24 protein-coding genes are annotated in these 21,226 nt (G+C 61.8%); 18 read left to right on the top strand and 6 right to left on the bottom strand.

Annotated features, from left to right (window positions below; all coding sequences use genetic code 11):
- The first annotated feature begins 143 nt into the window (after positions 1-143).
- A complete protein-coding gene (locus ACK3R5_RS13175; RefSeq protein ID WP_411967279.1) occupies positions 144-2,309 on the top strand; it encodes a hypothetical protein in 2,166 nt (721 codons plus the stop codon).
- Between the two features lie 123 nt (positions 2,310-2,432).
- Here ACK3R5_RS13175 and ACK3R5_RS13170 read toward each other — a convergent pair whose 3' ends face one another.
- A complete protein-coding gene (locus ACK3R5_RS13170; protein WP_004041873.1) occupies positions 2,433-2,627 on the bottom strand; it encodes a cold-shock protein in 195 nt (64 codons plus the stop codon).
- Positions 2,628-2,881: 254 nt separating this feature from the next.
- Here ACK3R5_RS13170 and ACK3R5_RS13165 point away from each other — a divergent pair, with 254 nt between their 5' ends.
- Positions 2,882-3,502 (top strand): class I SAM-dependent methyltransferase, encoded by a 621-nt coding sequence (locus ACK3R5_RS13165; protein ID WP_411967278.1) that lies wholly within the window; start codon positions 2,882-2,884, stop codon positions 3,500-3,502.
- Between the two features lie 36 nt (positions 3,503-3,538).
- Here the strand turns inward: ACK3R5_RS13165 and ACK3R5_RS13160 are convergent, their stop codons facing one another.
- Positions 3,539-4,255 (bottom strand): hypothetical protein, encoded by a 717-nt coding sequence (locus ACK3R5_RS13160; RefSeq protein ID WP_411968661.1) that lies wholly within the window; start codon positions 4,253-4,255, stop codon positions 3,539-3,541.
- Positions 4,256-4,372: 117 nt separating this feature from the next.
- Here ACK3R5_RS13160 and ACK3R5_RS13155 point away from each other — a divergent pair, with 117 nt between their 5' ends.
- The 4 genes from ACK3R5_RS13155 to ACK3R5_RS13140 all read left to right on the top strand — a co-directional run bounded on the left by ACK3R5_RS13155 (position 4,373) and on the right by ACK3R5_RS13140 (position 7,938).
- Positions 4,373-5,104 carry a hypothetical protein gene (locus ACK3R5_RS13155; RefSeq protein WP_411967277.1) on the top strand — a complete coding sequence of 244 codons (732 nt, stop codon included), beginning with the start codon at positions 4,373-4,375 and terminating at the stop codon, positions 5,102-5,104.
- Positions 5,105-5,205: 101 nt separating this feature from the next.
- Complete coding sequence (locus ACK3R5_RS13150) at positions 5,206-6,489, top strand: hypothetical protein (RefSeq protein ID WP_411967276.1); 1,284 nt, start codon at positions 5,206-5,208, stop codon at positions 6,487-6,489.
- 54 nt (positions 6,490-6,543) lie between these two features.
- On the top strand, positions 6,544-7,092 hold the full coding sequence (locus tag ACK3R5_RS13145) for an NUDIX hydrolase (RefSeq protein WP_411964518.1): 549 nt from the start codon (positions 6,544-6,546) through the stop codon (positions 7,090-7,092).
- 75 nt (positions 7,093-7,167) lie between these two features.
- Positions 7,168-7,938, top strand: a complete 771-nt coding sequence (locus tag ACK3R5_RS13140) for a lysostaphin resistance A-like protein (RefSeq protein WP_411964517.1) — start codon at positions 7,168-7,170, stop codon at positions 7,936-7,938.
- A 19-nt stretch (positions 7,939-7,957) separates the two neighbouring features.
- Here ACK3R5_RS13140 and ACK3R5_RS13135 read toward each other — a convergent pair whose 3' ends face one another.
- Positions 7,958-8,419 (bottom strand): cupin domain-containing protein, encoded by a 462-nt coding sequence (locus ACK3R5_RS13135; RefSeq protein WP_411967275.1) that lies wholly within the window; start codon positions 8,417-8,419, stop codon positions 7,958-7,960.
- Between the two features lie 97 nt (positions 8,420-8,516).
- Between ACK3R5_RS13135 and tgtA the strand changes: the two genes are divergently transcribed.
- The 4 genes from tgtA (at position 8,517) to ACK3R5_RS13115 (ending at position 11,753) form a co-directional block, all read left to right on the top strand.
- Complete coding sequence (tgtA, locus tag ACK3R5_RS13130) at positions 8,517-10,049, top strand: tRNA guanosine(15) transglycosylase TgtA (RefSeq protein WP_411967274.1); 1,533 nt, start codon at positions 8,517-8,519, stop codon at positions 10,047-10,049.
- Positions 10,050-10,177: 128 nt separating this feature from the next.
- On the top strand, positions 10,178-11,005 hold the full coding sequence (locus ACK3R5_RS13125; protein ID WP_411967273.1) for a ZIP family metal transporter: 828 nt from the start codon (positions 10,178-10,180) through the stop codon (positions 11,003-11,005).
- Between the two features lie 111 nt (positions 11,006-11,116).
- Positions 11,117-11,392, top strand: coding sequence for an ArsR/SmtB family transcription factor (locus ACK3R5_RS13120; RefSeq protein WP_411964513.1), 276 nt, complete (start codon positions 11,117-11,119; stop codon positions 11,390-11,392).
- A 55-nt stretch (positions 11,393-11,447) separates the two neighbouring features.
- Positions 11,448-11,753 (top strand): hypothetical protein, encoded by a 306-nt coding sequence (locus ACK3R5_RS13115; protein WP_411964512.1) that lies wholly within the window; start codon positions 11,448-11,450, stop codon positions 11,751-11,753.
- Between the two features lie 27 nt (positions 11,754-11,780).
- Here ACK3R5_RS13115 and epsC read toward each other — a convergent pair whose 3' ends face one another.
- Positions 11,781-12,644 carry a serine O-acetyltransferase EpsC gene (epsC, locus tag ACK3R5_RS13110; protein WP_411967272.1) on the bottom strand — a complete coding sequence of 288 codons (864 nt, stop codon included), beginning with the start codon at positions 12,642-12,644 and terminating at the stop codon, positions 11,781-11,783.
- A 403-nt stretch (positions 12,645-13,047) separates the two neighbouring features.
- Between epsC and ACK3R5_RS13105 the strand changes: the two genes are divergently transcribed.
- The gene (locus tag ACK3R5_RS13105; RefSeq protein ID WP_411964510.1) at positions 13,048-13,248 is read left to right on the top strand and encodes a hypothetical protein; all 201 of its coding nucleotides are present in this window, start codon (positions 13,048-13,050) and stop codon (positions 13,246-13,248) included.
- 6 nt (positions 13,249-13,254) lie between these two features.
- Here the strand turns inward: ACK3R5_RS13105 and ACK3R5_RS13100 are convergent, their stop codons facing one another.
- Positions 13,255-13,716 carry a pyridoxamine 5'-phosphate oxidase family protein gene (locus ACK3R5_RS13100; protein WP_411967271.1) on the bottom strand — a complete coding sequence of 154 codons (462 nt, stop codon included), beginning with the start codon at positions 13,714-13,716 and terminating at the stop codon, positions 13,255-13,257.
- 132 nt (positions 13,717-13,848) lie between these two features.
- On the opposite strand from ACK3R5_RS13100, the gene ACK3R5_RS13095 reads away from it, so the two are divergent.
- The 6 genes from ACK3R5_RS13095 (at position 13,849) to ACK3R5_RS13070 (ending at position 18,894) form a co-directional block, all read left to right on the top strand.
- The gene (locus tag ACK3R5_RS13095; protein WP_411964508.1) at positions 13,849-14,193 is read left to right on the top strand and encodes a hypothetical protein; all 345 of its coding nucleotides are present in this window, start codon (positions 13,849-13,851) and stop codon (positions 14,191-14,193) included.
- Between the two features lie 104 nt (positions 14,194-14,297).
- Entirely contained in the window at positions 14,298-16,055 is a 1,758-nt protein-coding gene (arcS, locus tag ACK3R5_RS13090; RefSeq protein ID WP_411967270.1) for an archaeosine synthase subunit alpha, read from the top strand.
- Between the two features lie 139 nt (positions 16,056-16,194).
- Complete coding sequence (locus ACK3R5_RS13085) at positions 16,195-16,464, top strand: hypothetical protein (protein ID WP_411964506.1); 270 nt, start codon at positions 16,195-16,197, stop codon at positions 16,462-16,464.
- A gap of 101 nt (positions 16,465-16,565) precedes the next feature.
- Entirely contained in the window at positions 16,566-16,877 is a 312-nt protein-coding gene (locus ACK3R5_RS13080; protein WP_411964505.1) for an ArsR family transcriptional regulator, read from the top strand.
- A 160-nt stretch (positions 16,878-17,037) separates the two neighbouring features.
- The gene (locus ACK3R5_RS13075; protein ID WP_411967268.1) at positions 17,038-17,430 is read left to right on the top strand and encodes a hypothetical protein; all 393 of its coding nucleotides are present in this window, start codon (positions 17,038-17,040) and stop codon (positions 17,428-17,430) included.
- Between the two features lie 546 nt (positions 17,431-17,976).
- Positions 17,977-18,894: a hypothetical protein gene (locus tag ACK3R5_RS13070; protein WP_411967267.1), complete on the top strand. Its 918-nt coding sequence runs from the start codon at positions 17,977-17,979 to the stop codon at positions 18,892-18,894.
- Positions 18,895-18,909: 15 nt separating this feature from the next.
- On the opposite strand, the gene ACK3R5_RS13065 is transcribed toward ACK3R5_RS13070, so the two are convergent.
- Complete coding sequence (locus ACK3R5_RS13065; RefSeq protein WP_411967266.1) at positions 18,910-20,028, bottom strand: hypothetical protein; 1,119 nt, start codon at positions 20,026-20,028, stop codon at positions 18,910-18,912.
- Between the two features lie 117 nt (positions 20,029-20,145).
- Here ACK3R5_RS13065 and ACK3R5_RS13060 point away from each other — a divergent pair, with 117 nt between their 5' ends.
- Positions 20,146-21,168, top strand: coding sequence for a DUF5305 domain-containing protein (locus ACK3R5_RS13060; protein WP_411967265.1), 1,023 nt, complete (start codon positions 20,146-20,148; stop codon positions 21,166-21,168).
- The last annotated feature ends 58 nt before the right edge of the window (positions 21,169-21,226 follow it).

Genomic DNA, 21,226 nt, shown 5'->3' with positions numbered 1-21,226 from the left:
TGCCGAGGCTCCACTCTGTGGCACAAAGGCTATGTGTCGCCCTCGGCTGAACCCCGTATAGATGTCCCCAACGTGTCACGAATTCGCACTATCCAGTTCCGAGAGACGGGTGGTCGCCGCCTCGACTGGTCGGCGGTGATACGATGACCCACTCACGGGTGAACCGCCGAACGGTTCTCGGACTCCTCGCAACCGCCGGCGTCGGGTCGATTGCTGGGTGTTCGTCGTCACAGAGCGGGAGCGACGACGACACCACCGGTGTCGAAGACGACTTCGCTCGCGAACTCGCCGCCCAGTTCGCACCGACGCTCTACTTCGACGAGTACGAACAGTGGTTCCCGACGGACCCGCGCCCGTACGAGAGCGAACGCGACGGCGAGACTATCGTCGACGGGTTCGACGCCGTCGATGGGTATCACGAACGCAAGAAAGAAGGGGGCGACCCGCCGGACCCGACGGTGTTCTACAACGTCGTCCAGTACGAGAACTCGCCGCTCGCGGTGGTGCAGTACTGGTTCTACTCGGTGTTCGACCAGTTCACGACGAACTTCCACTGGCACGACTGGGAAGTACTTCACGTCTTCGTCGAGACGGGTGGTGAGAGCGGCGGCGACCCTACGAGCGCCGTTCCACAGTTGTACGTCGCCAGTTCCCACTCGCGAACGGTGCCGAACAACGAGTTTCTCGACCCGGACCCAGGGCGCATCCCGCGTATCCTCTCCGAACTCGGGTCGCACTCGAGTGCGCTGTCGCTCAACGACAGTCCCGACAGGTTCCAGCGAGTGCCGACCGATGGGACGTTCGCGGATATCACCAACAGCGCTATCGAGCGAATCGAAGACATCGCCGAGATACCCATCGCCTACGGGTTACCGCGAGACGAAGGGGCACGGTTGCCCTACGTCGTCCCCGAGATAGACGGTGTTCCGGTGTACGACGACGAGCGCCTCCCGTCGGTCGAACGCGCGGACCTGGTCGACGAGTCGTTGACGATTCGGTCGTTCGACGCCCTCTCGTCGCCACCAAGAAATCTTCCACGGCGAGCGACCGGACTCGTGTTCGACCACGAGGCACGCGATGCAGACGCCGACACGACGTATGCGCTCGTCCCGACGGCGGACGTCGAACACATCACGGCGTTCACCGGGCCACAACTGAGTTTCGAGTTTGCGGTGCCCCAGTTCGCCGAAGACGCCATCGCGAGTCACATCACGACGGCCGGGGTACCGTGGGGTCAGCAACGATACGACAATCCCGCAGTCGACATCTCAGAGCCGAATCACCGACTCGCGCTGGCAGACCGCTACGACGCGATCAGCGAACCGTCGACGGTCAACACCATCGTCGTGCGGGTCACCGAGGCGATTACCTCTGACGACGCGCCCGAAGACGAGGGACTGACGACGGACGCGTCACCCGTCGAATCGGTGGTGTTGCTCGAGAGCGACCCCGAAGCGGTACCGACGTTCGGTGGTCTCTGTGTCGCCCGAGACGTTCCGGCCGGCGACCATCGCCTCACCGTCAACGGTGCCGGTTTCGCACCACACAGCGAGCAGGTTACCGTGGGCGGCGAGCGTGACGGAGAGAACAGCGAACCTGCGAACGAGGGTGTGGTTGCGGCGGGCGTCGACGGAGAGATTCCGCTCGTCGCCCGCGAGGCAGCGACCAAACTGGAAGTCGATACGGATGGCGCGGACAGTACGCTCACCAACCTCGGTGTCGACGACGACTTCGCCGGGCGACTGTACGACGCACCGCTCTCCGGTCCGGACGCCGTCTACGTCCACCGTGGTGGTGCGTACACCGTCGAAGTCCGGGACACAGACGACGAGGTGGGAGCGTTCCGCGTGAATCCCGACCCTGCCGCAGAAGCGGACCCGAGTAGCGGCGTCCGCATCGACCGACCCAACACGGGAAAAGCGTCGCTGGCCACGTTCCTCACAGACATCGCAGAGGAGACGCAGGCACAGGTCGAAGGGGTGGCCGCCCGGATGGACGACTCGGGGGACGACTCCGAAACTGACCAGCAAGACGGGGGTGGCGGACCGTCGAACGCGGTTCGAGGACTCGCACAAGCACTCGGTGCAGTCGCCGAGGCAGCTCGACGTGCCGCCGAACGTGCCCAAGCCGGGAACCGCGGGCGGGCCGACGAGAGTCTGGAGACAGTCGCGTCTCGACTCGATTCGGTTGCCGAGCGGTTGGCAGAGGCCCGGTCTGCGCTCCCCGCGGATATCTCGCGGGCGACGGACCGACGACTCACGCAAGCACGAACGCGGTCCGAACAGGCACGAGCCGCCGGAAAACTCTGAGCAGTACAGTACGGGTTCGTCTGCCGTCTTCGCGATACGGACACAGCGCGCCCGCTCTCGGTCGTGAGTTCGCTAAAAGTGAGAGTTATCGTTCTGCCGCGAAACGCGGCGTACTAAATTAATTTAAAGTCGGGTGAGGTTCGTCGCGCGGGGGCCCTTGGGGGCCTGCTCGATGTCGAACTCCACATCCGTGCCTTCTTCGAGGTCCGGGCCGCCGATGTCTTCCATGTGGAAGAACACGTCGTCGTCAGCATCGTCCGTCGAAATGAAACCGTAGCCGCCTGTGTCGTTGAAGAAATCAACGTTTCCTTTCGCCATTGCTTTTGGACAAACAGCCCCTTTGCAGATAAGACTTGTGAGGGTTGTTATGTCATGGTCGGATTTTACTTGACATATTGTTTAAAATCGGGCGGTATAATAGACAGATGAAATCAATCCGTCGGTTCTCCACGGGGTTCACCTAGTAGTTCGTCAGGGATTCGTGTGGGTTCTTGGGAATCAGAACTTCTCGCTCCCGAAATGTGTCACCCGTAATGACGAGTCTTTACCCGTGTCCGGGGCGTCGAAAGTCTGTGGATGCAAACGACGTTCGTCGGACGTGGAGAGACCGGTCGGGAGAATTTTCGCCAGAATACTACGCGTACTACGGTCCGAACGAGACGAGCACCTCGATTCGCCGTCACCTCGAACGACGAGTCGCGAAAGACGCGGCAGTTCTCGAACTCGGTTGTGGACCGGGCCGGCATCTCGCCCACCTTCTGACCCACGGATTCGAGAACCTCCACGGCATCGACATCAACGACGACTCGTTCGACGTGATGGCGGATGCGTATCCCGAACTCGCGGCCGAGGGGAGGTTCTACGCAGACGCCATCGAGGACGTCGTCACCGAATTCGACGACGGGCAGTTCGACGCAACCTACTCTATCGAGACGCTCCAGCACATCCACCCCGACGACGAGTGGGTCTTCGAAGACGTCGCACGGGTCACGGGCGACCTGTTGGTCACCGTCGAGAACGAAGGCGACGAGCGTTTGCCCCCCTCGGAACGTGGCGTGAACGAACACGAGTACGACTTCCCGCTGTACTACCGCGACTGGGAACGCGTCTTCACGGAGTTCGGGTTCGTTCAGGTCGACGTCGAACGAGGAGAACGAGATACGCTTCGCGTCTTCGAGCGACGGACGGCGTAAGGAGGCGCGTCTGTATACGACGGGCGAGAACCTGCCTCAGAACCCACCGTACCGGAGATACACCATATCGAGGATGAGGGCGAGTTGGAACAGGCCTTGCACCCCGCCGAGTTTGGCGTTCTGTTGACCGATTGCGGAGATGATGCCCGGGTCCGGGTCCTCGGAAATCATCTCGAAGTACATCCGCACCTCACCCGGCATCAGGAAGCCGAATCCCTGCACCGAGAGGATGGTGACTAACACGAGTGCGACGACGATGGCGGGCGTCGTCATCTGGAACTGGCCGATGGTCGTCGCAACCCACGCGAGCGACCCGGCAGTTGCGACGGCGAAAGTGACCTGCCATCGGCGGTCGGACCACGCGTTCAACCGCCACCCGAGAAGCAAGAGCACTGGAATCAGATTCACCGCGGTGAACAGTGCAAGCCACGGTTCGGCGTTCGGAAACATGCCGAGTCGCTGGGCGAGGGTAATTCCGCCCGCAATCGTCACCAGTGCCATCCATGGCAAGAAGAAGGCCGTCTTCGGTGTGAGTCGCTCGAACACCGCCGCGCTCTGTTCCTCCGAGAGGCCACCGATGACCGGTCCGAGAATCGCTCCGAGAAACAGGTCGGTTCCGGTCCAGAGGAGGCCAGCCATGACGTGGACGAACGTGTGTGTCTGGACCGTTCCGACGGTCACTGCGTACGCGAGTGCGACGACGGAGACACCGACGATACCGCCGGCAAACGCCGGGTTCGCTCGTTCTGCCATTCCCCCGATTGTCCCTCGAACTGTGGACGTCTGCGTGCTCATTCGTCTCGTTCGTGTCTCCACAATGTCAAAAAATCGACGGACGTGCTTATCACCCCACGAGGAGACGGGTCGATAATGACCGAGGCCCTCCCGTTCGACGTGACGAGCGTCGACGACGTTGCTGCCAACCGCGACGAAGTCGTGTCGGCGGTTCAATCTCACGCGGGGACGATTGCGCGCGAACTCGCCATCTTACAGGGCGGCGACTACGGACAGGAGACGTTCAAGACCCGACGCGGGAAGTGGACACTGAAGTACGAAGCAGGCGCGTTGCAGTATCTCCGGTTCAAAGGCAAGTCGGGCGGTGAGACGTACGTCGTCTCGACTAAGCAACCTCCCGAACCGAAACCGCTGGCGACGGCGATGCAAGATTATCCCGCGTTCGTCGAGGCGTACAACGAGTTCGTCGAGGGCCTCGACGGCATCCTCGACGACGTGCCCACGGAGTTCCCGGACGTCACGACGACAGAGGATATCGTCGCACAGCGAGACGGACTCGTCGAGACGATTCGCGACGTCGCGAACACGATTGCGGGCGAACTCAACCGCTTCGACGGCGAGTACGGCACGTTCACCCAGCGAGTCGACGGCACGCGGTGGGAACTCAAGTGGGACGGCCCGCAGGTGTCGTACCTCCGCGTCGGTGGTGAAGGCGGTGTCTACCTGCTCTCGCAGTACCAACCGCCGTCGGCACCCGACGTCCGCGAACTCGCCGAGGGGTTCGTCGGGTTCGTCGAGGCGTACAACGACTACGTCGAGGAGTTAGAGGCGGAACTCGAACAGGTTTCGTTCGACGACGCGAGGTAAGGGCCAGTCCGTCACGTGTCACTGGACGCCGATTTCGATGAACGTCGGAGACTGAATCGAATTCCCGAACGTTTTCCTCGGGGCATTGCCAACGTTTGCTGATGAACAACGAGTGGAGAGGACGAACCGGTATTCTCGTCGTTCTCCTCGGTGCTGGCATCGTCGTCGCGACGCTCGTCGTCGGCGTGGCGCTTGCCCCAGACATCGGCGTTTCGGCCGCCAGTTTTGGCGAGGACGCGCCGGAAAACCAGACGCTCGTCGGTTCACAGGGTGGCGGAACTGGACTGCACAAATACGGGAACGTCTACCTCGTCTCGAACGACACTGTCTCGTGGCGACTCTCTGATTCTGATAGTTACTTCGACGTGACGAGACTGCGGGATGGTCGCATCCTCGCGGCGTTCGCCGATGGCGGGTACGACGACTGCGGCCCTTACGCCTCACCGTGTTCGCGTACGGGCTATCGCATCATCGACCCCGAACACGAGGGTGGCCCAGCGACTGTCGAGGAGTGGAGTTTCCCCGTGCGGACAGTGCGGAATAGCGAGGTTCACGACGTGGAATCGCTCGGTTCGGGCGAAGTGCTGGTCGCCGACATGGAACACGAGCGGATATTCACGGTTCGCGCTGGCGAGGTGACGTGGCAGTGGAACGCCTCGTCGTACTACGCGGCCCCGGCGGACCCGACGAGGGTCGACTGGCTTCACATCAACGACGTGGACGCCATCGGTGGGGACCGGTATCTCGTCTCGGTTCGCAACGCGAACCAGTTACTCGTCGTCGAACGCGGGTCCGGCGTCGTCGACGTGATAAACGAAGACACCGACGGCGACGGCATAGGCGACCCGGCGGTGCTCCGACATCAACACAACCCGCAGTGGTTGGGTGAGGGCGCGGTTCTCGTCGCCGACAGCGGGAACCACCGTATCGTCGAACTCCACGAGAACGAGTCTGGCGTGTGGACAGTCGTGTGGACAGTCGAGCGCGCCGAAGGAGTGGACCTCCTCTGGCCCCGAGACGCCGACCGGTTGCCGAACGGAAACACACTCATCACCGATTCGGCGAATCAGCGCATCCTCGAAGTGAACAGAACCGGCAGCGTCGTCTGGAGTACGAAGACCGACTACCTCCCCTACGAAGCAGACCGCCTCCCCGTTGGAGAACTGGTGGGCGCGCCTCGGTCTAATGGGTCGGAAGTCGTCGTCACCGGAACACCCGACGTTCCCGTCGTCTCACCGGTTCTCACGGCCCTCCGAGCGAGTTATCCGCTGCCGTATTGGTTCACCGAGAGCTACCTCGTGAGCGTCTTCTTCGGACTCGGCGCGATGGTTACCGGTGTCGGACTGGTCGCCCGCGACATAGTCAGTTGGTCGGCCCGTCGCTGAGTGCGTACGGGTCCGACCGCGACGTTTTTGCAGTCACCGCCGTCACGTCCGTCCATGAGCGACGACGACCTCTCGTGGGAGACGACCGACTCGCGAATCGACTACTCCTGTCCCGGATTCGATATTCGGATGGACGACGTGCGACTCCCCGACGGGACGGAGACGGACTTCCACTACGTGGACGAACCGCCGGCCGTCGTCGTGCTTCCGTTCACACCCGACGGCGACGTGGTCGTCATCGACGAGTGGCGACAGGCAGTCGGTCGGACGAACCGTGGACTGCCTGCCGGGGGAACCGAAGACGGTGACGACGACTACGAAACCGCCGCCCACCGCGAACTCGCCGAGGAGACGGGATACGAAGCCGAGACGATGGACCCACTCGTCACGGTCGAACCCGCGAACGGCATCGCCAACTCCGTCCACCACTACTTCGTCGCCCGCGGGTGCGAACCGACCGCCGACCAGACGCTCGACTTCAACGAGAGTATTCGACCGACGACAGTCGAGTACGACGAGTTGCGACGGGCGGTGCTCGCGGGCGAGGTTCGGGATGCGCGGACGGTACTCGGCGTCCTCTACTACCAACTCGCCGGCGAGTAGGCCTCCTCTGTCGGTTGTCGGCACCCTCGTCCGAGGCGAGAAGGGTTTTGACGCTCGCGCCCGTACCCCTCGGGTGTGGCTACTACGACGCGACTCTATGGCTCGATTCGGTCCCTCGTCGCAGCGCTCGTCCTCGGTGGTGGCGGCCTCGTCGTCGGGACGATTCTCGTCCTCCTCACGCAGTTGGCGGCGGTGAGCGTCGGCATCGAACTCACACCGCTGTCACTCATCGTCACGTCGCTCATCCTCCTGCAGGGCATCGCCTTCGGTGGCGTCGCTCTCGGATACGTGCGATTTCGGGGTCTCGACCGCGACTACTTCGGCATCTCCATCCCCTCGCTCCGTGACGGTGCTGCCGTCGTCCTCGGCTACGTGTTGGCCCTCGGTGCGGCGTTCGCGGGTGCGCTCCTCGTCTCGACGACGGGTGTCGAGGCGGGGTCGAATCAGGTGACCGAAATCGCCGCACAGGACCCCGAAGTCCTCTTGCTTCTCGTCCCGGCGTCGTTCCTCCTCATCGGTCCCGGCGAGGAACTGTTGTTCCGGGGCGTCGTCCAGAACAGAATCCGCGAGGCGTTCGGGCCAGTCCCCGGTATCGCACTCGCGAGCGCCATCTTCGCGGCGATTCACTTCGTCGCGCTCACCGGCGGCGCAGGTGCGCGTCTCGTCACCATCGGCATCCTGTTCTTCCCGAGTCTCGTCTTCGGGACGGCGTACGAACTCACGGACAACCTCGTCGTCCCGGCGCTCATCCACGGTGCGTACAACGCGACGCTCTTTACTATCGCCTACATCGCGTTCAAGTTCGCCGAGATGCCCGGTGGCGTGCCGACGGGTCTGTTCTTCTGACCGACGGTCTTTCGGCGGTTTACTCAGTCACGTCGGCGTCGAAGAACTCTGAGACGGTTCGTTCGTCGTCGCTCCCCGGCGGCGCGCCGACGAACACGCCGACTTTCTCGATGCCGGGGTGGACCGTCACGTCCGGGTCGCGCATCGTCGAGACGGCGAGATAGCGGAGCGTCGAGTCCGAGTCGTTGACGACGCAGTGGGCGCCGGATTCGTCCGTGGGACACGGAACGTAGTCGCCCGCTTGCAGTGTGTACGTCTCGCCCCCGAGTCGAAGCGTCCCCGTCCCCGAGAGCACGTACAGCGCTTCCTCGTTCGCTGCGTGGTAGTGGTACGACCACGGTTGCGCACCCGGCGGAAGTTCGTAGAGGCTACACCCGAGATGGTCGCTCCCTGCCGCAGTGCCCAACCGCTTCTGCTTGAACGTCCCTTCGACGCCACCGTGTTCTTCCCAGTCGAGGTCGGATTCGTTGACGGGTCGCATGTGGTCGGTGTGATGCCGAAGCGACATATCACCCGGGGTCTGCCGGCCATCGCGCGCGAACGCAACCCTTACCGCCGCGCTCACGGAACGCCACTCTATGCGCGACCACTTCGAAATCCGCGACGGGGACCTTGCCGGCCGTATCGGCCGCTTGACCGTCCCTCGCGCGGGGGTCACCGTCGAGACGCCGGCCCTCCTGCCAGTCGTCAACCCGAACATCGACACCATCTCCCCCGCGAAACTCGAATCCGAGTTCGGCGCGGAGATTCTCATCACTAACTCCTACATCATCAAGAAGAACGACCACCTCCGCGAGGAAGCACTCGACGTCGGCCTCCACGAGATGCTCGACTTCGACGGCGCTATCATGACCGACTCGGGGTCGTTCCAACTCGCCGAATACGGCGAGATCGACACGACGACAGCGGAGATTCTTCAGTTCCAACACGACATCGGAACGGACATCGCGACGCCTGTGGACATCCCGACGCCGCCGGACGTCGACCGAGAACAGGCCGAGGAGGACCTGAAAATCACGAAGCAGGCGATTGCCGACGCCGAAGCAGTCGACACGGGCGAGATGCTCGTCAACGCGCCCGTACAGGGGTCGACGTACCCGGACCTCCGCGAGGAGGCGGGCCGCCACGCCTACGAATCTGCCCTCGACGTGTTCCCCGTCGGTGCCGTCGTCCCGATGATGAACGCCTACCGCTACGGCGACATGGTCGATGCCGTCGCCGCCGCGAAACGTGGCCTCGGCGTCGATGCACCGGTCCACCTGTTCGGTGCGGGCCACCCGATGATGCTCGCACTCGCCGTCGCACTCGGGTGTGACCTCTTCGACTCGGCGGCCTACGCGCTGTACGCCCGCGACGGCCGTTATCTGACGGTCCGCGGGACCGAACATCTCGAGGACCTGGAGTATCTGCCGTGTACCTGTCCCATCTGTACCGAGTACTCGCCGGACGAACTCCGGGCGAAGGGCGAGAAGACACAGGAGAAACTGCTCGCCGAGCACAACCTCCACGTGACGTTCGCGGAACTCCGACGTATCAAGCAGGCCATCCGCGACGGCGACCTGATGGAACTCGTCGAGGAACGCGCTCGTTCGCACCCGGCGATGCTCGACGGCTATCGCGCCCTCTTGGACCACGTCGACCAACTCGAACGCGAAGACCCGGCGTCGAAAGGTGCGTTCTTCTACGTCTCGAACGAGAGTGCCCACCGGCCCGAAGTCGCCCGCCATCACGCCCGGATGGACCGCCTGACTGCCGAGGGGAACGTCCTCCTCACGGAAGGCGGCATCCCCTCCGGTGACGAGTTCGACGACGCGTGGCGCGTCGTGCCACCGTTCGGTCCGTTCCCGCGGGCGCTCTCGGAGACGTATCCGCTGACTGCCGAGGTACCGGAGCGACTCGACCGCGACGCCTACGAACAGGCCGCACGCGGTGTCGCTCGACTGGTCGAAGAGAACCCAGACGCGACGTTCACGCTCGCTCACGGCGATTGGCCCGAGTCCGCACTCTCGGCCGTCCCCGACACCGTTGCGGTGGAATCACTCGAAGAGGTCACAGAGAAGTTAGCAGAAACGGCGAAGTCGGACGCGAGCACCGGGGCGGAAGACGAATAGGCACGACAGAGTCGACTCGTCGTGCTATGCGCCGAGTCGGTTTCCGGCCCCGCATGCAAAACTAAATACACCCACCAGTTTCACATACTTTACACAATCATGTCCACCCACAGTGGGAGGCGAGCGGTGTGGTAGTCGAACAGTTCATCCAACTGTTCGGTGACAACCCCGTCGTTCAGGGACTCGTCGGCGGATTCGTCATCGCCGGGTTCAATCTGCTGGGTGCCTCGCTCGTGTTCGTCTGGCGAAATCCGTCCGAGCGAGCGCTCAACACCGCACTTGGCTTCGCGGCGGGTGTGATGCTGGCGGCGAGTTTCACGAGTCTCATCATCCCCGGCATCGAGACGTATTCGAACGGCAATCCGATTCCAGTGTTGGTTGGGGTTGCTCTCGGGGCACTCTTTTTAGACCGCTCGGACATGCTGGTTCCCCACGCGCACTATCTCCTCTCGGGGCGACGCAGACCGGACGCGGCGAATCCGAGCGACAAGAGTCCTGTCGACGACGAACGACTCGCTGGCGTCGTGTTGTTCATTCTCGCGATTACGCTCCACAACATGCCCGAAGGACTCGCTGTCGGCGTCGGGTTCGGGAGTGGTGACCTCTCGACGGCCATTCCGCTGATGCTCGCAATCGGCATTCAGAACATCCCCGAAGGACTCGCCGTCTCGGTTGCCGCGATAAACGCGGGACTGGACAGGCGATTCTACGCCGCCTTCGCGGGGATTCGGTCCGGTGTCGTCGAGATTCCGCTCGCACTGCTCGGTGCGTACGCCGTCCAGACTGTCTCGGCGTTGTTGCCCTACGCGATGGGGTTCGCTGCGGGTGCGATGCTGTTCGTCATCAGCGACGAAATCATTCCCGAGACGCATACGAAAGGCCTCGAACGCACCGCGACGCTGGGCACCATCTTCGGTGCTATCGTGATGCTCTACCTCGACATCTCGCTCGGCTAAGTCGGGAGACACGACACGGACTGCTCTAGACGGTGACTTTGGGTCGTTTCGGCCGATGCTCTGTCGCTGTCTCGTGATTCTTTAAGGCCTTTCAACGTATCAACGAAAACGATGGAGGCTGTCCTCTGGTACGTGCTTACGGGAACTCGCGGCGGTGAAAACCGCGTGCGAATTCTCCGGACCATCGAGGAACAGCCACGAAACGCCAATCAACTCGCCGAGTCACTGGACCTCGACTACAAGACGGTGAGACACCACCTCGACGTCCTGCTGGACAACGACGTCGTTCAGCGAAGCGGCGACGACTACGGGGCAGTCTACCTCCCGTCGGCACGCTGTCGGGCCAACTGGGAGACTGTCGAGACCATTATCGAGCGAATCGACTAACTATGGAGGAATTTGGGAAAGTGTATATCACACATCCGCGGAAACGGGGGGACGAATGAGCATCTGGGTCGACGTCGCACGGGTCGCCGCCGCCATCAACGTAGTCGTGTTGGTGGGCCTGTCGGCTATCTGGGCACGCAACTATCTGACCTTCCGGTCGAAACATGCCATCGGCCTCCTCGTCTTCGGCGTGTTTCTCCTCGCAGAGAACGCGCTGGCGCTCTACATGTACATCATCGACCCGCAACTGTCGGGGTGGTTCGCCACCGACGTCCCCGTCATCGCCTGGCGACTCATGATGTTATTGCACGTCTTCGAGACGGTTGGCCTCGTCTTCCTCGCGTGGATTACGCTCGATTGAGCCCCGAGAACGACGCCTGCAGACGCGCTATCGTTTCGGCTTTCGCTCGTGCGTCGGGTGGTCGGAGATGTAGACGCTGGTGTTGTCCGGGACGTCCTCTGCGACCCACGAGTTCGCACCGATGCTCACGTGGTCACCGACGGTGACCGCACCGAGCACCTTGCTCCCGGCACCGATGACGACGCTGTCACCGATGTCGGGGTGGCGTTTGTACCCTTTCTTCAGCGTGTGTTCGTCGTCTTCTTCCTCTTCGAAGTGGAGTGCGCCGAGGGTGACGTCCTGATAGATTCGCGCCCAGTCTCCGATTCGTGTCGTCTCGCCGATGACGACGCCCGTGCCGTGGTCGATGAAGAAGTACTCGCCGATTTCGGCACCGGGATGGATGTCGATTCCGGTCTCCATCTTCGCGTATTCGGTCAACTCACGGGCGTATTCCGGCGCACCCTCCTCGTAGAACGCGTGGGCGATGCGCTGGACGACGATGGCCTGTAGGCCCGGATACGACCGGATAATCTCGATGTAACTTCGCGCGGCAGGGTCCCCCTTGTAGGCCGCTTCGACGTCTTTCTTCAGCGTCCGCCGAATCTCCGGGAGACGGTCGAAGACGGCTTCGACGATGCTCGCTGGGTCTTCGTCGGCGTACGGGTAGATGCCCGCATAACAGAGTCCCGCAAGGTCGACAATCTCCTCTCGAAGCTCCGATTTCACCTCTGTGAGCGACCCGGCGTTCCAGCACCGCGGGAAGACGAGGCGGATGAACATGTGCACGTCGTCGCGGAGGTGGTCTCGTCGCGGGAAGTTCAGCGACGCGTCCGTCGGAAACGGCTCGTCGTCTTCGCGATACGACGCGAAGAGCGCGAGGTGGGCGTCGCCGGCGTAGGTGTAGGACATGCGTTGTACAATACTGGGGGCGAGAGAGTATTTATTCTCGTTCTCTTAGAGACGCCGGGTCGATGCACACGCTCACGTCGTCGCAGACGCCGTCGGTGGTCGTCTCGGAGCACTAAATCCACCGACTGGGGGGATATCGGGGCGAGATTTGGGTGAGAGTTCGGAAAATCTTCTTTTAAATACTCGACCTCCTCTACGCTGTGCGACGCACACGCTACGTGCTGCTCTCTCGTCGCCGTCGCTGAACCGCTGACCGCACCGTTCTCCAAGCACGCCACGTTTCGTACGCCGTGTGGGTCAAAAGCCACCCCCGCACGGCACCCGCCCGTTTGGGCATCTTTTATCGAACCGACGCCGACCAGCGGGTCGCAAAGCCTACCCTCTCGGATAGCGAGGTGCACGCATGTCTGGCGTCGTGATTCCTCGCTCCTGGTTCGACCCCGACCGTCTCGCCACCGCAGTCGGCGTCCTCGCAGTTGGAATTCTCTACGGATACAGCGCGTCGGCCGAGAGTGGGCTGACGACAGGTGACGTGACTATCGTCCTCGTCAGTGTGTTCGTCCCGATGTGGGTGGTTCGGTATCTCGCCCGCCGCCTGTGGTGAGTTCGCTTAGCGCGTCGTCTCCATCCGACTCGAATAGTCCCACGTGTGCAGTTTCGTGGGGTGAATCCGAATCGTCACCTCGTCGCGTTCGGGCGAGAGGAGTCGTTGTGCGAGTGCGCTGTCGTCGTCTCCGAGGTACCGATGCACGAGACGCGTGAGCACTCGCTTCTCGTCGTCGGGTTCGACCGTCGCGGTTCCTCGACCACGGACCCCTCGATACGGTGGGTCGTTGGTCGATATCTCGAAGGCGACGTCGTCGTGTGCGCGGAGGAATCTGACGACGTCTGCGTCGGCGGACGTCGCACACCGAAGTTCGGGAGTCTCTGGGTCCCACTCGTACCACAGAGAGAGCATCCAGAGGTCGCCGCCCGGCGTTCGACAGGAGAGTCGGAGCGGTATCGTCGTCGTCGTGAGGAACTCGTCGGCGCGGGCGCGTGACCACGGGCCGGATGGCGTAGGGGCGTCCATAGTCAGTCTTCGTGACAGAGTGGCTAAGTCGTGTAGGTCGATTAGTGACGCTCGGTGGCCGGTCAGTGCGACTCGGCTCTTGTGTCGAACGCCGCCAACAGTCCTACCCGTGTTCAGAGACTATCCCCGGGCATGGCGGAACCAGACCTCGGTAAGGCAGTCATCGTGTACGACGACCCGAACGAGGGAACGGTCGAGAAGACGGTCGAAAACGAGCGTATCGCGTACTTCCAGGACCACTGGATAGTCAAATTCGACGAAGATGCTGACGGCAACGACATCGTCCGTCGCATCCCGGTCCAACGAGTCCACTACGTCGAGCGGTCCGTCGAGCAGTTCGAGGCGGAGGTACAGACGCTCCGCAATCAGGTCGAGTCGTTCGCGAAGAACCTCCAGTCGACGCTGCTCGGTAGAGATGACGACACTGATAGCGGCGAACCGACGCGAATCGAAGTCGAGAGCGGACACGACAGGTAGGAGAGTCAGCCACTCTCGCGCCGTCCCGTTTACGGAGTCTCGGACGGGACGCACTCGCGCCCGCAGAAGGCAAGTTAATTGCCCGTCGGGGGCCGAAAGCGGGTATGACCGATTACTTCGAGGTTCACGCGCGCGACGGCGCGGCCCGAATCGGGGAGCTACGCCTCTCGGATTCGGTGACCACGCCGGCGCTCGTGGACGACGTACTCGAGGACGCCGGAAGCCTCTGGGCGGCGGAGCGCGAGATGCCCGAGGGGTCCGACGACGTGCTGACCGTCCTCCCGCACCGCTCGCTTCCTGCGGGGAGTGCCGACGAGGTGCGCGAGTCGTTCGCCGTCGACTATCCCGCCGTCGACTTCCCCTCAGTGGCCACTGTCACGGCCGACACCGCTGCAGACTACGGGTCCGACGCCTACATCCTCTCGGACGCACAGGGATTCGTCGGCCACGCACGCGCCTTCCGTGACGAGATTATCGAGGCGAAAGAGAACCTGCCGGCGGACGCCGCACTCATGCTCTCGGGCGTCGCGACGCCGCGAAACGTCTCGCTTCTCGTCTATGCGGGGGTCGACCTATTCGACGAGAAACGTGCCCGAGCACGCGGGCTGGAAGGCTTCTACCTCACGAACGACGACGAGTACTTCCTCGAAGACTTGGACGAACTGCCGTGTGCGTGTGCGGCCTGTCAGAAACCCGCCTCGGAGTTCACCCGCGCCGACGCCGCCGACCACAACGCGAACGCACTTCGCGCGGAACTCGCTCGCGTCCGGCGTCGAATCCGTGACGGACGCCTCCGCGACTACATCGAAGGGCAGGCCCGACACGACCAGTGGTTGACCGCCGCCTTCCGCCGGTTCGACCAGCAGTACTCCTACATGGAAGAACGGATTCCCGTCATCCGCGACACCGAACTCACGGCGGCATCCGAGGAGTCCATCGACCGCGTGGAGATTCAGCGATTCGCGGACCGCGTGACGGCGCGCTACACCAACCGCTTCGACAACCCGCTGGTCTTGCTCCCGTGTTCGGCCAAGAAACCCTACAGCGAGTCACAGAGTCACCGTCAGTACCAGGACGCGGTCCAGTACCGCGCACATATGGTCTCTATGACGTCGCCGATTGGCGTCGTCCCACAGGAACTGGAACTGACCTATCCGGCCCAACACTACGACTCGGTGGTCACCGGTGACTGGTCCGAAGACGAGAAGTCGTTCGTCGCCGAAGTGCTCCGCCGGTATCTCTCCCGGAACGAGTACTCGCGTATCATCGCACACGTCCCACCGGGGGCGTACACCGAAATCGTCGAGCGAGTCGAATCCGACCTCGGTCTGGACGTCGAGTACACCGTCTCCGAACACCCGACGACGACCGAATCTATCGGCAACCTGATGCGGACGCTCGACGGCGAACCCAAGTACACACGGGAGGAACGCGAGCACAACGTCGTGAAGGCAATTGCGGATTACCAACTCGGCCCGGCGGCAGGTGACGCGCTGTTTGCGGACGTCGACCTCGAGATGACGAGTCGCTACCCCAAACTGCAGGTCTGGAACGACGAGGGCGTGCAGTTGGCGACGATGGTGCCGCAGTACGGCGTCATCTCCTTTACGCTCGCAGGGGCCAAGGTGTGGCGTGACAGCGACGCACCGACGAAGACCGTCGAAATCGACGGGTTCGTCCCCCACGGGTCTGTTCTCGCCCCGGGCGTCGTCGATGCCGACGCCGAGATTCGGCCGGGTGACGAGGTTATCGTGGACGGACCTCGCGCGTTCGCAATCGGCCGTGCCGAGATGAGTGGCACGGAGATGGTGGGTTCGACTCGAGGCGTCGCCGTCGAAATTCGTCACGTCGAAGAGACGTAACCGACTGTCAGGCTCTCGACGGGGCGAACGGCCCGGGTCTACCGACGCGACGGGAATCCGTCGCCACGAGTGTCGACAGCCAGAACATTCTACTTCGAACTCCAATTTTAAATACTATTCCGCACTAACATTTCGTGCGATGATTGAACGAGAGGGGGTTTCTGGGGAGTTAGACGAACTTCCCGACGACGGGGCGGTTGATTGGGCGGTGACGCGGGCGCTGTTGGCCGCGAACGATGCGACGTCGGCAGCACTCGAGATGCACCTCGTACAGACGCAGTACCGCGACAGTGCTGCGTCCAACGCCACTGCGATACGGCGACACATCGACGAGGCGATAGCGCACCACGAACGGATCATCGAAGACCTGCAGTTCGCTCGCGAGGCTATCGGCCACGAGAGCACCTGAAACCGTTCGTTGGTTCCGAAGCGGGCAGTCCCTGACGCTGTCTTCCGATACCTCCCATCAGTGTGGGGTGTTTATTTAACAAATCACTGCAAGAACCTAGTATGAAGTTGGCCGTCCCAACTGACTTCGATATACTAGAGGCGCTCTCCGACGGGAGGCGGAACACCGCAGTAAACCTCTCGTATATCCTAGACAAGAACCGCTCGTACATCAACACACGACTGCCGATACTGGCAGATTACGGTCTCTTGGAGCGAGTCGGGCCCGCTCCCAAGTCGGGACTGTACGAAATCACCGACAAAGGACACGTCGTCGTCGACCACCGCGAGAAGTACCGCTCTGACGGTGTCGACTTCGACGAACTCGTCGCGTCCGAACTCAGGGCACGGACGGCCGACGACGACACGGAATAGGCGAACGACCACGCGCTCGTACCGGAGGCCAGGGACGGCCTTCGGAGGCACCCCGGCGCGTCTCTTCTGTCTCATCGATGCTCCCGCATCTCGCAGACGGGAGTGTCCGTCACTGTCGAACGTCGCCGCCTTTTTGCTATCTGGTCACTCACTGCACGATATGACCGTCGAAGAACTCTCTCTCGGTGTCCCGAAACCCATTCTCGACGCGCTCCCAGAGCCAGATGGGGCCGCCGCACAGGACATGCAGAAGGCCGTCCAAGGCCTCGAAACGCGTCTGAACCGGGCGATTACGAGCGCCGACTCGGAGTCGGACGCGGCGGAGTACGTCGTCGACGCCATCGAACGACTCGAAGACCACTACGAGACGTACGACGAGTTCGTCCCCGAACTGCGTGCGTGGGGGCAATCTCCGATTTACGCCATCGCGTGGCGAAACCTGCAGGGTGACCTCATCTTACAACTAGAGGAGTACGACTGGTTGAAACCGCACATCGACCGCGAACGAAACCTCCGAATGGTCGAAGACGGAATCCGATTCGGGAAACGCTGAGGTTCACTCGGCGACGCCTCCCGTTGGCGGGTCGGTTGCAATCGAACGACTAGCCGTGCCGACGGCCTTCTGCACAACCAGTATTGTAGAGATTTGAATTATTGTCTATATAGGTGAGAGAACGAGTATGTGCATATGGGTGTGTGATTTGTACGAATTTAGGAGAATAGAGGGGAAATCTACTGGTGGCTACTGGTGGAGTTTATCAATTCCAATTTTAGAATAATAGGGCAAAAATACTAGTTTATTTGTCCTATACTGTCTGAAAATGCGCTATTCGCATCGCCAAATCAACTGAATATGCAAAATATCAAAATCTGGATCCAAATATAGAATTGCTTGATAATAACAATATCATCTCGGTCAAGACGCACTCCACGGCTCCATTATCTTGGCGTCGTCGCGTGCAGACTGATTCTCAAGAACGTCCAACTCCGCGGTGAGTATCTCCAAACGGTTCTACTGGAGGCCCACTCGACGTCGGCTTTGTTCGGATTCTCACGTTCGTATACCAAGGTTTAATTACATTCTCTTTGACTATCATGTATGGACGGACGCGACGAGGCGGAGTCACACGTATCGTCTGACTCCGACGAGGGGGACTCGTCGTCACTTGCAGGGTTGGCCGAGAAACTCGCCGCCGCCACGTCTGCAACCGAACAGTCCCACGAGGAATCACTCACTGACGACGGTTCCGTGTCCAGCGAATCGTCTCGGCGAACATCGCTGTCGGACCTCGCGGACGCTGTCCGCGGCAAGCGGCCCGAGAGAAACGGGCGTCCCACAGGCGGCCAGTCACCTTCGACGTGGGAATCCACCGGTGCCGAAACCGACTCGTTCGACGCCGATGTCGAACTCGCCCCGGGGTCCGCCGCGGTGTTGGACCGCGTCGAAGACGAGACGAATCTCTTGCTCGTCGGTCCGAGCGACTGCTCGATGACCCACGTGCTCTGTGAGCGATTGATGGAACCGGACCCGTCGTCGACGACGCACCGTCAACTCGTGGTGTCTGTCGATACACCGCCCGAGGAACAGCGCGATATCCTCCGGGCGATTCGGCGTGAATCGGTCGAATCACAGGTGCTCGTCGACGCTCAGTCGTACGCCCCCAGGAACGCAGTCGACGACTACGACGACGCGGTGACGGTCCGCACCGTCTCCACGCCGCGAGACCTCCGTCGAATCGGGATTCTGACCACGAAAGTACTCACCGAGTGGACCGACGTCAGGAGGGCGGGCAGCGTCTGTTTTTACACGTTGTCGGCCCTGCTCGACGCCGTCGACGACGTCGAACGAGTCTTCCGGTTCGTCCACATCCTCCAGGGACGAGTCCGTGCCTCCGGTGCCCGCGCCCACTTCTATCTCGACCCGACGCGTCACGACGAACAGACGATTCGGACGTTCTTCTCGCTGTTCGATACGATAGTCGAATACGACGCCGAAGGGTCACTCAGAATCCTGTAAGTGCGTTTCGGCCGCCTACGAAAGCCACTGGAACTCGGTTTCGTCGGGCGACGTGCCTGCCAACTCGTCGGTAGCGTCGTCCGCCGATTCCGACGATTCGACGGGTGTCGCACGTTCCTCACGCTGTGTCTCGTCTTCCGCTCGCGAGGTACGATTCGTCTCTGACTGCGCCGTCTGCTCGTCGTCTGCCGTCGTCGCGTCAGTCGGTGGCGTCGCGTCGGTCGGTGGGAGTCCAGTCGTCGTCGCCACATTCGCGTCGTCGTGCTGTGCAGTCTTTCGCTCGTCGTGCGGTTGCTCCGACGCGTCGTCCGCAGACCGTGACGCAATCGCTCGTGATTCGGTCGTCGCAGTGTACGACGTGAGGACGAACCAGTTCGTCTCTCGTTCGACACCGGTCAGTGTTCGCTCGCAGTTCGGGCACGTGGGACTCGAAAGGAGCGCGAAGTCGATAGACGCTCCGCACTGTTCGCAGTCGGCGTCGTAAGTTCCAAGCTCACGCGCGTCTTCCTTGATTCGCCGGAGTTGGTCGCGTTCGGCCCGGAGTTCTCGAATCTCGGCCCTGTACTGTACCTGCGTTTCGTCGATTCGCGTGTCGTGTTCGTCGTCTCGTTGGACGAGATATTCGAGAATCGTCTGCAGGTTGCCGAACTCGTCGTCCATCCGGTTCTGGAGGCGCTGTTGTTCGGTTTCGAGTCCGGATTTCACCCCCGTGACAGTCTCGGCGAGTTCGTCGACGCTCTCCTGTGTCGCTTCGACGTCGTCGAGTCTGTCTGCGAGCGTCTGCACCGCTTCGAGGAGTTCGGCGCGCCGGCGAGACGCCGTCTCGAGTTCTGTCTGGAGTGTCTCGACGGTGTCGAGTATCTCGGTTGGGTCGGGGTCGGTCACTGTTCCCTCCGTCTCTCCTTCGGCAGGAATTTGGTGGTCGTTCGCCGGCCTGTCGCCGGCCTGCGGCGCTGTGTGTCCCTGTCCACCCAACACCTGGTCTATCTGTTCGAGTGTCCAAAACGAGTCGAGCAGTTGTTTCAGAACACGTTCCCGAGAACTGCCTCGGTCTCTCGCTTTCTGTGCGACCCACTCTTCGAACGTCGACGTAGCTACTTCTTGGGGACGCCGCTCTGACGACTCGTTCGTCATCCTATGACACACTCTCTCCTCTGATATTCCGGATTCTAGGACAAAAGTTTTGTTGACAGTTGACAATATCCTCGATAATGGATCTGTCTACACTGGAACAACTCACACGCTCCGACGATGGCGCTTGAGGACCGTCTCGAGCTGTTCGTCTCACGACAGGCGCGCCCACTCGTAGCGCTGTTTGCAGTCGCCGGTATCCTCTGTCTCGTCGCCGCCGGATACGTCTTTTTCACGCCGACGACACAGACCGTCTCCGAAGAGACCAACGTCCAGACCATCGAGTCGTCTGTCGAGACGAGCGCCGTCGTCACGGGTAACTCGTCACTGTACGACCGAGGCGAGACGCTCGAAAACAGGTCGACGTACTTCACGTCGATTGCGCCCGTTCTCTCGCTTCACGTCGACACCGAGGTTCCGTCGGACCACCCCGTCTCGGTCACCCACCGACTCACGATGGAGACGGTGGGCGTTCGAGACGGGAAACCATTCTATCGGTCGACCGAGACACTCCTCGAAGAACGGCGTCGCGTTTCGGACGGTGAGGTGGATGCCGTCCGGTCGGTGAACGTCTCTGCGATACGCGAGGAACTCCAGACGAAGCGAGCAGAGACGGATGGATTAGGCCGATTCCTCGTCTCACTCGAACTGAACGTCACGTACCAGACCGACTCCTACGAGGGGACGATTACGACGAGTGCGCCGTTCGTCATCACTGGGCAGGCGTACTATCTCGATGGCGCGGTGGCAGACGAGACGACGCACTCCACGACGGTCCAACGAGAAGTCCGAACACCCGCCGACCCGGTCGAATACGGTGGTCTGGCGATACTCGGCCTCGCCCTGTTCGGGCTCTGTGGCTTCGTCATCCGGACCGAGGACAACACGGACCCCGAAACCCTCCGGACGCGAATCTCTCACAGCAGACACGACGAGTGGATATCCGAGGGTGAGTTCCCGACCGAGGCCGAAAAACAGTACATCTCGATTCGCACGTTAGAGGACCTCGTCGACGTCGCCATCGACACCAACCGGCGCGTCATCTACGACTCTGACCTCGACGTCTACGCCGTCATCGACGGGAGCGAGATATATCACTACTCTACCGACGACTTGCACACTCACGCGTGGTTGAACCTCTGACGGCGCAGTCTCTTTCGTCCCCGACTTCCTGACGGCGCGCACTCACGAGAACCGACTT

It is taken from the genome of Haloferax sp. YSSS75 (assembly GCF_046764215.1).
GTDB lineage: Archaea > Halobacteriota > Halobacteria > Halobacteriales > Haloferacaceae > Haloferax.
Note: the sequence above shows the minus strand (reverse complement) of the source record. Positions and strands in the feature narration are given on the sequence as shown.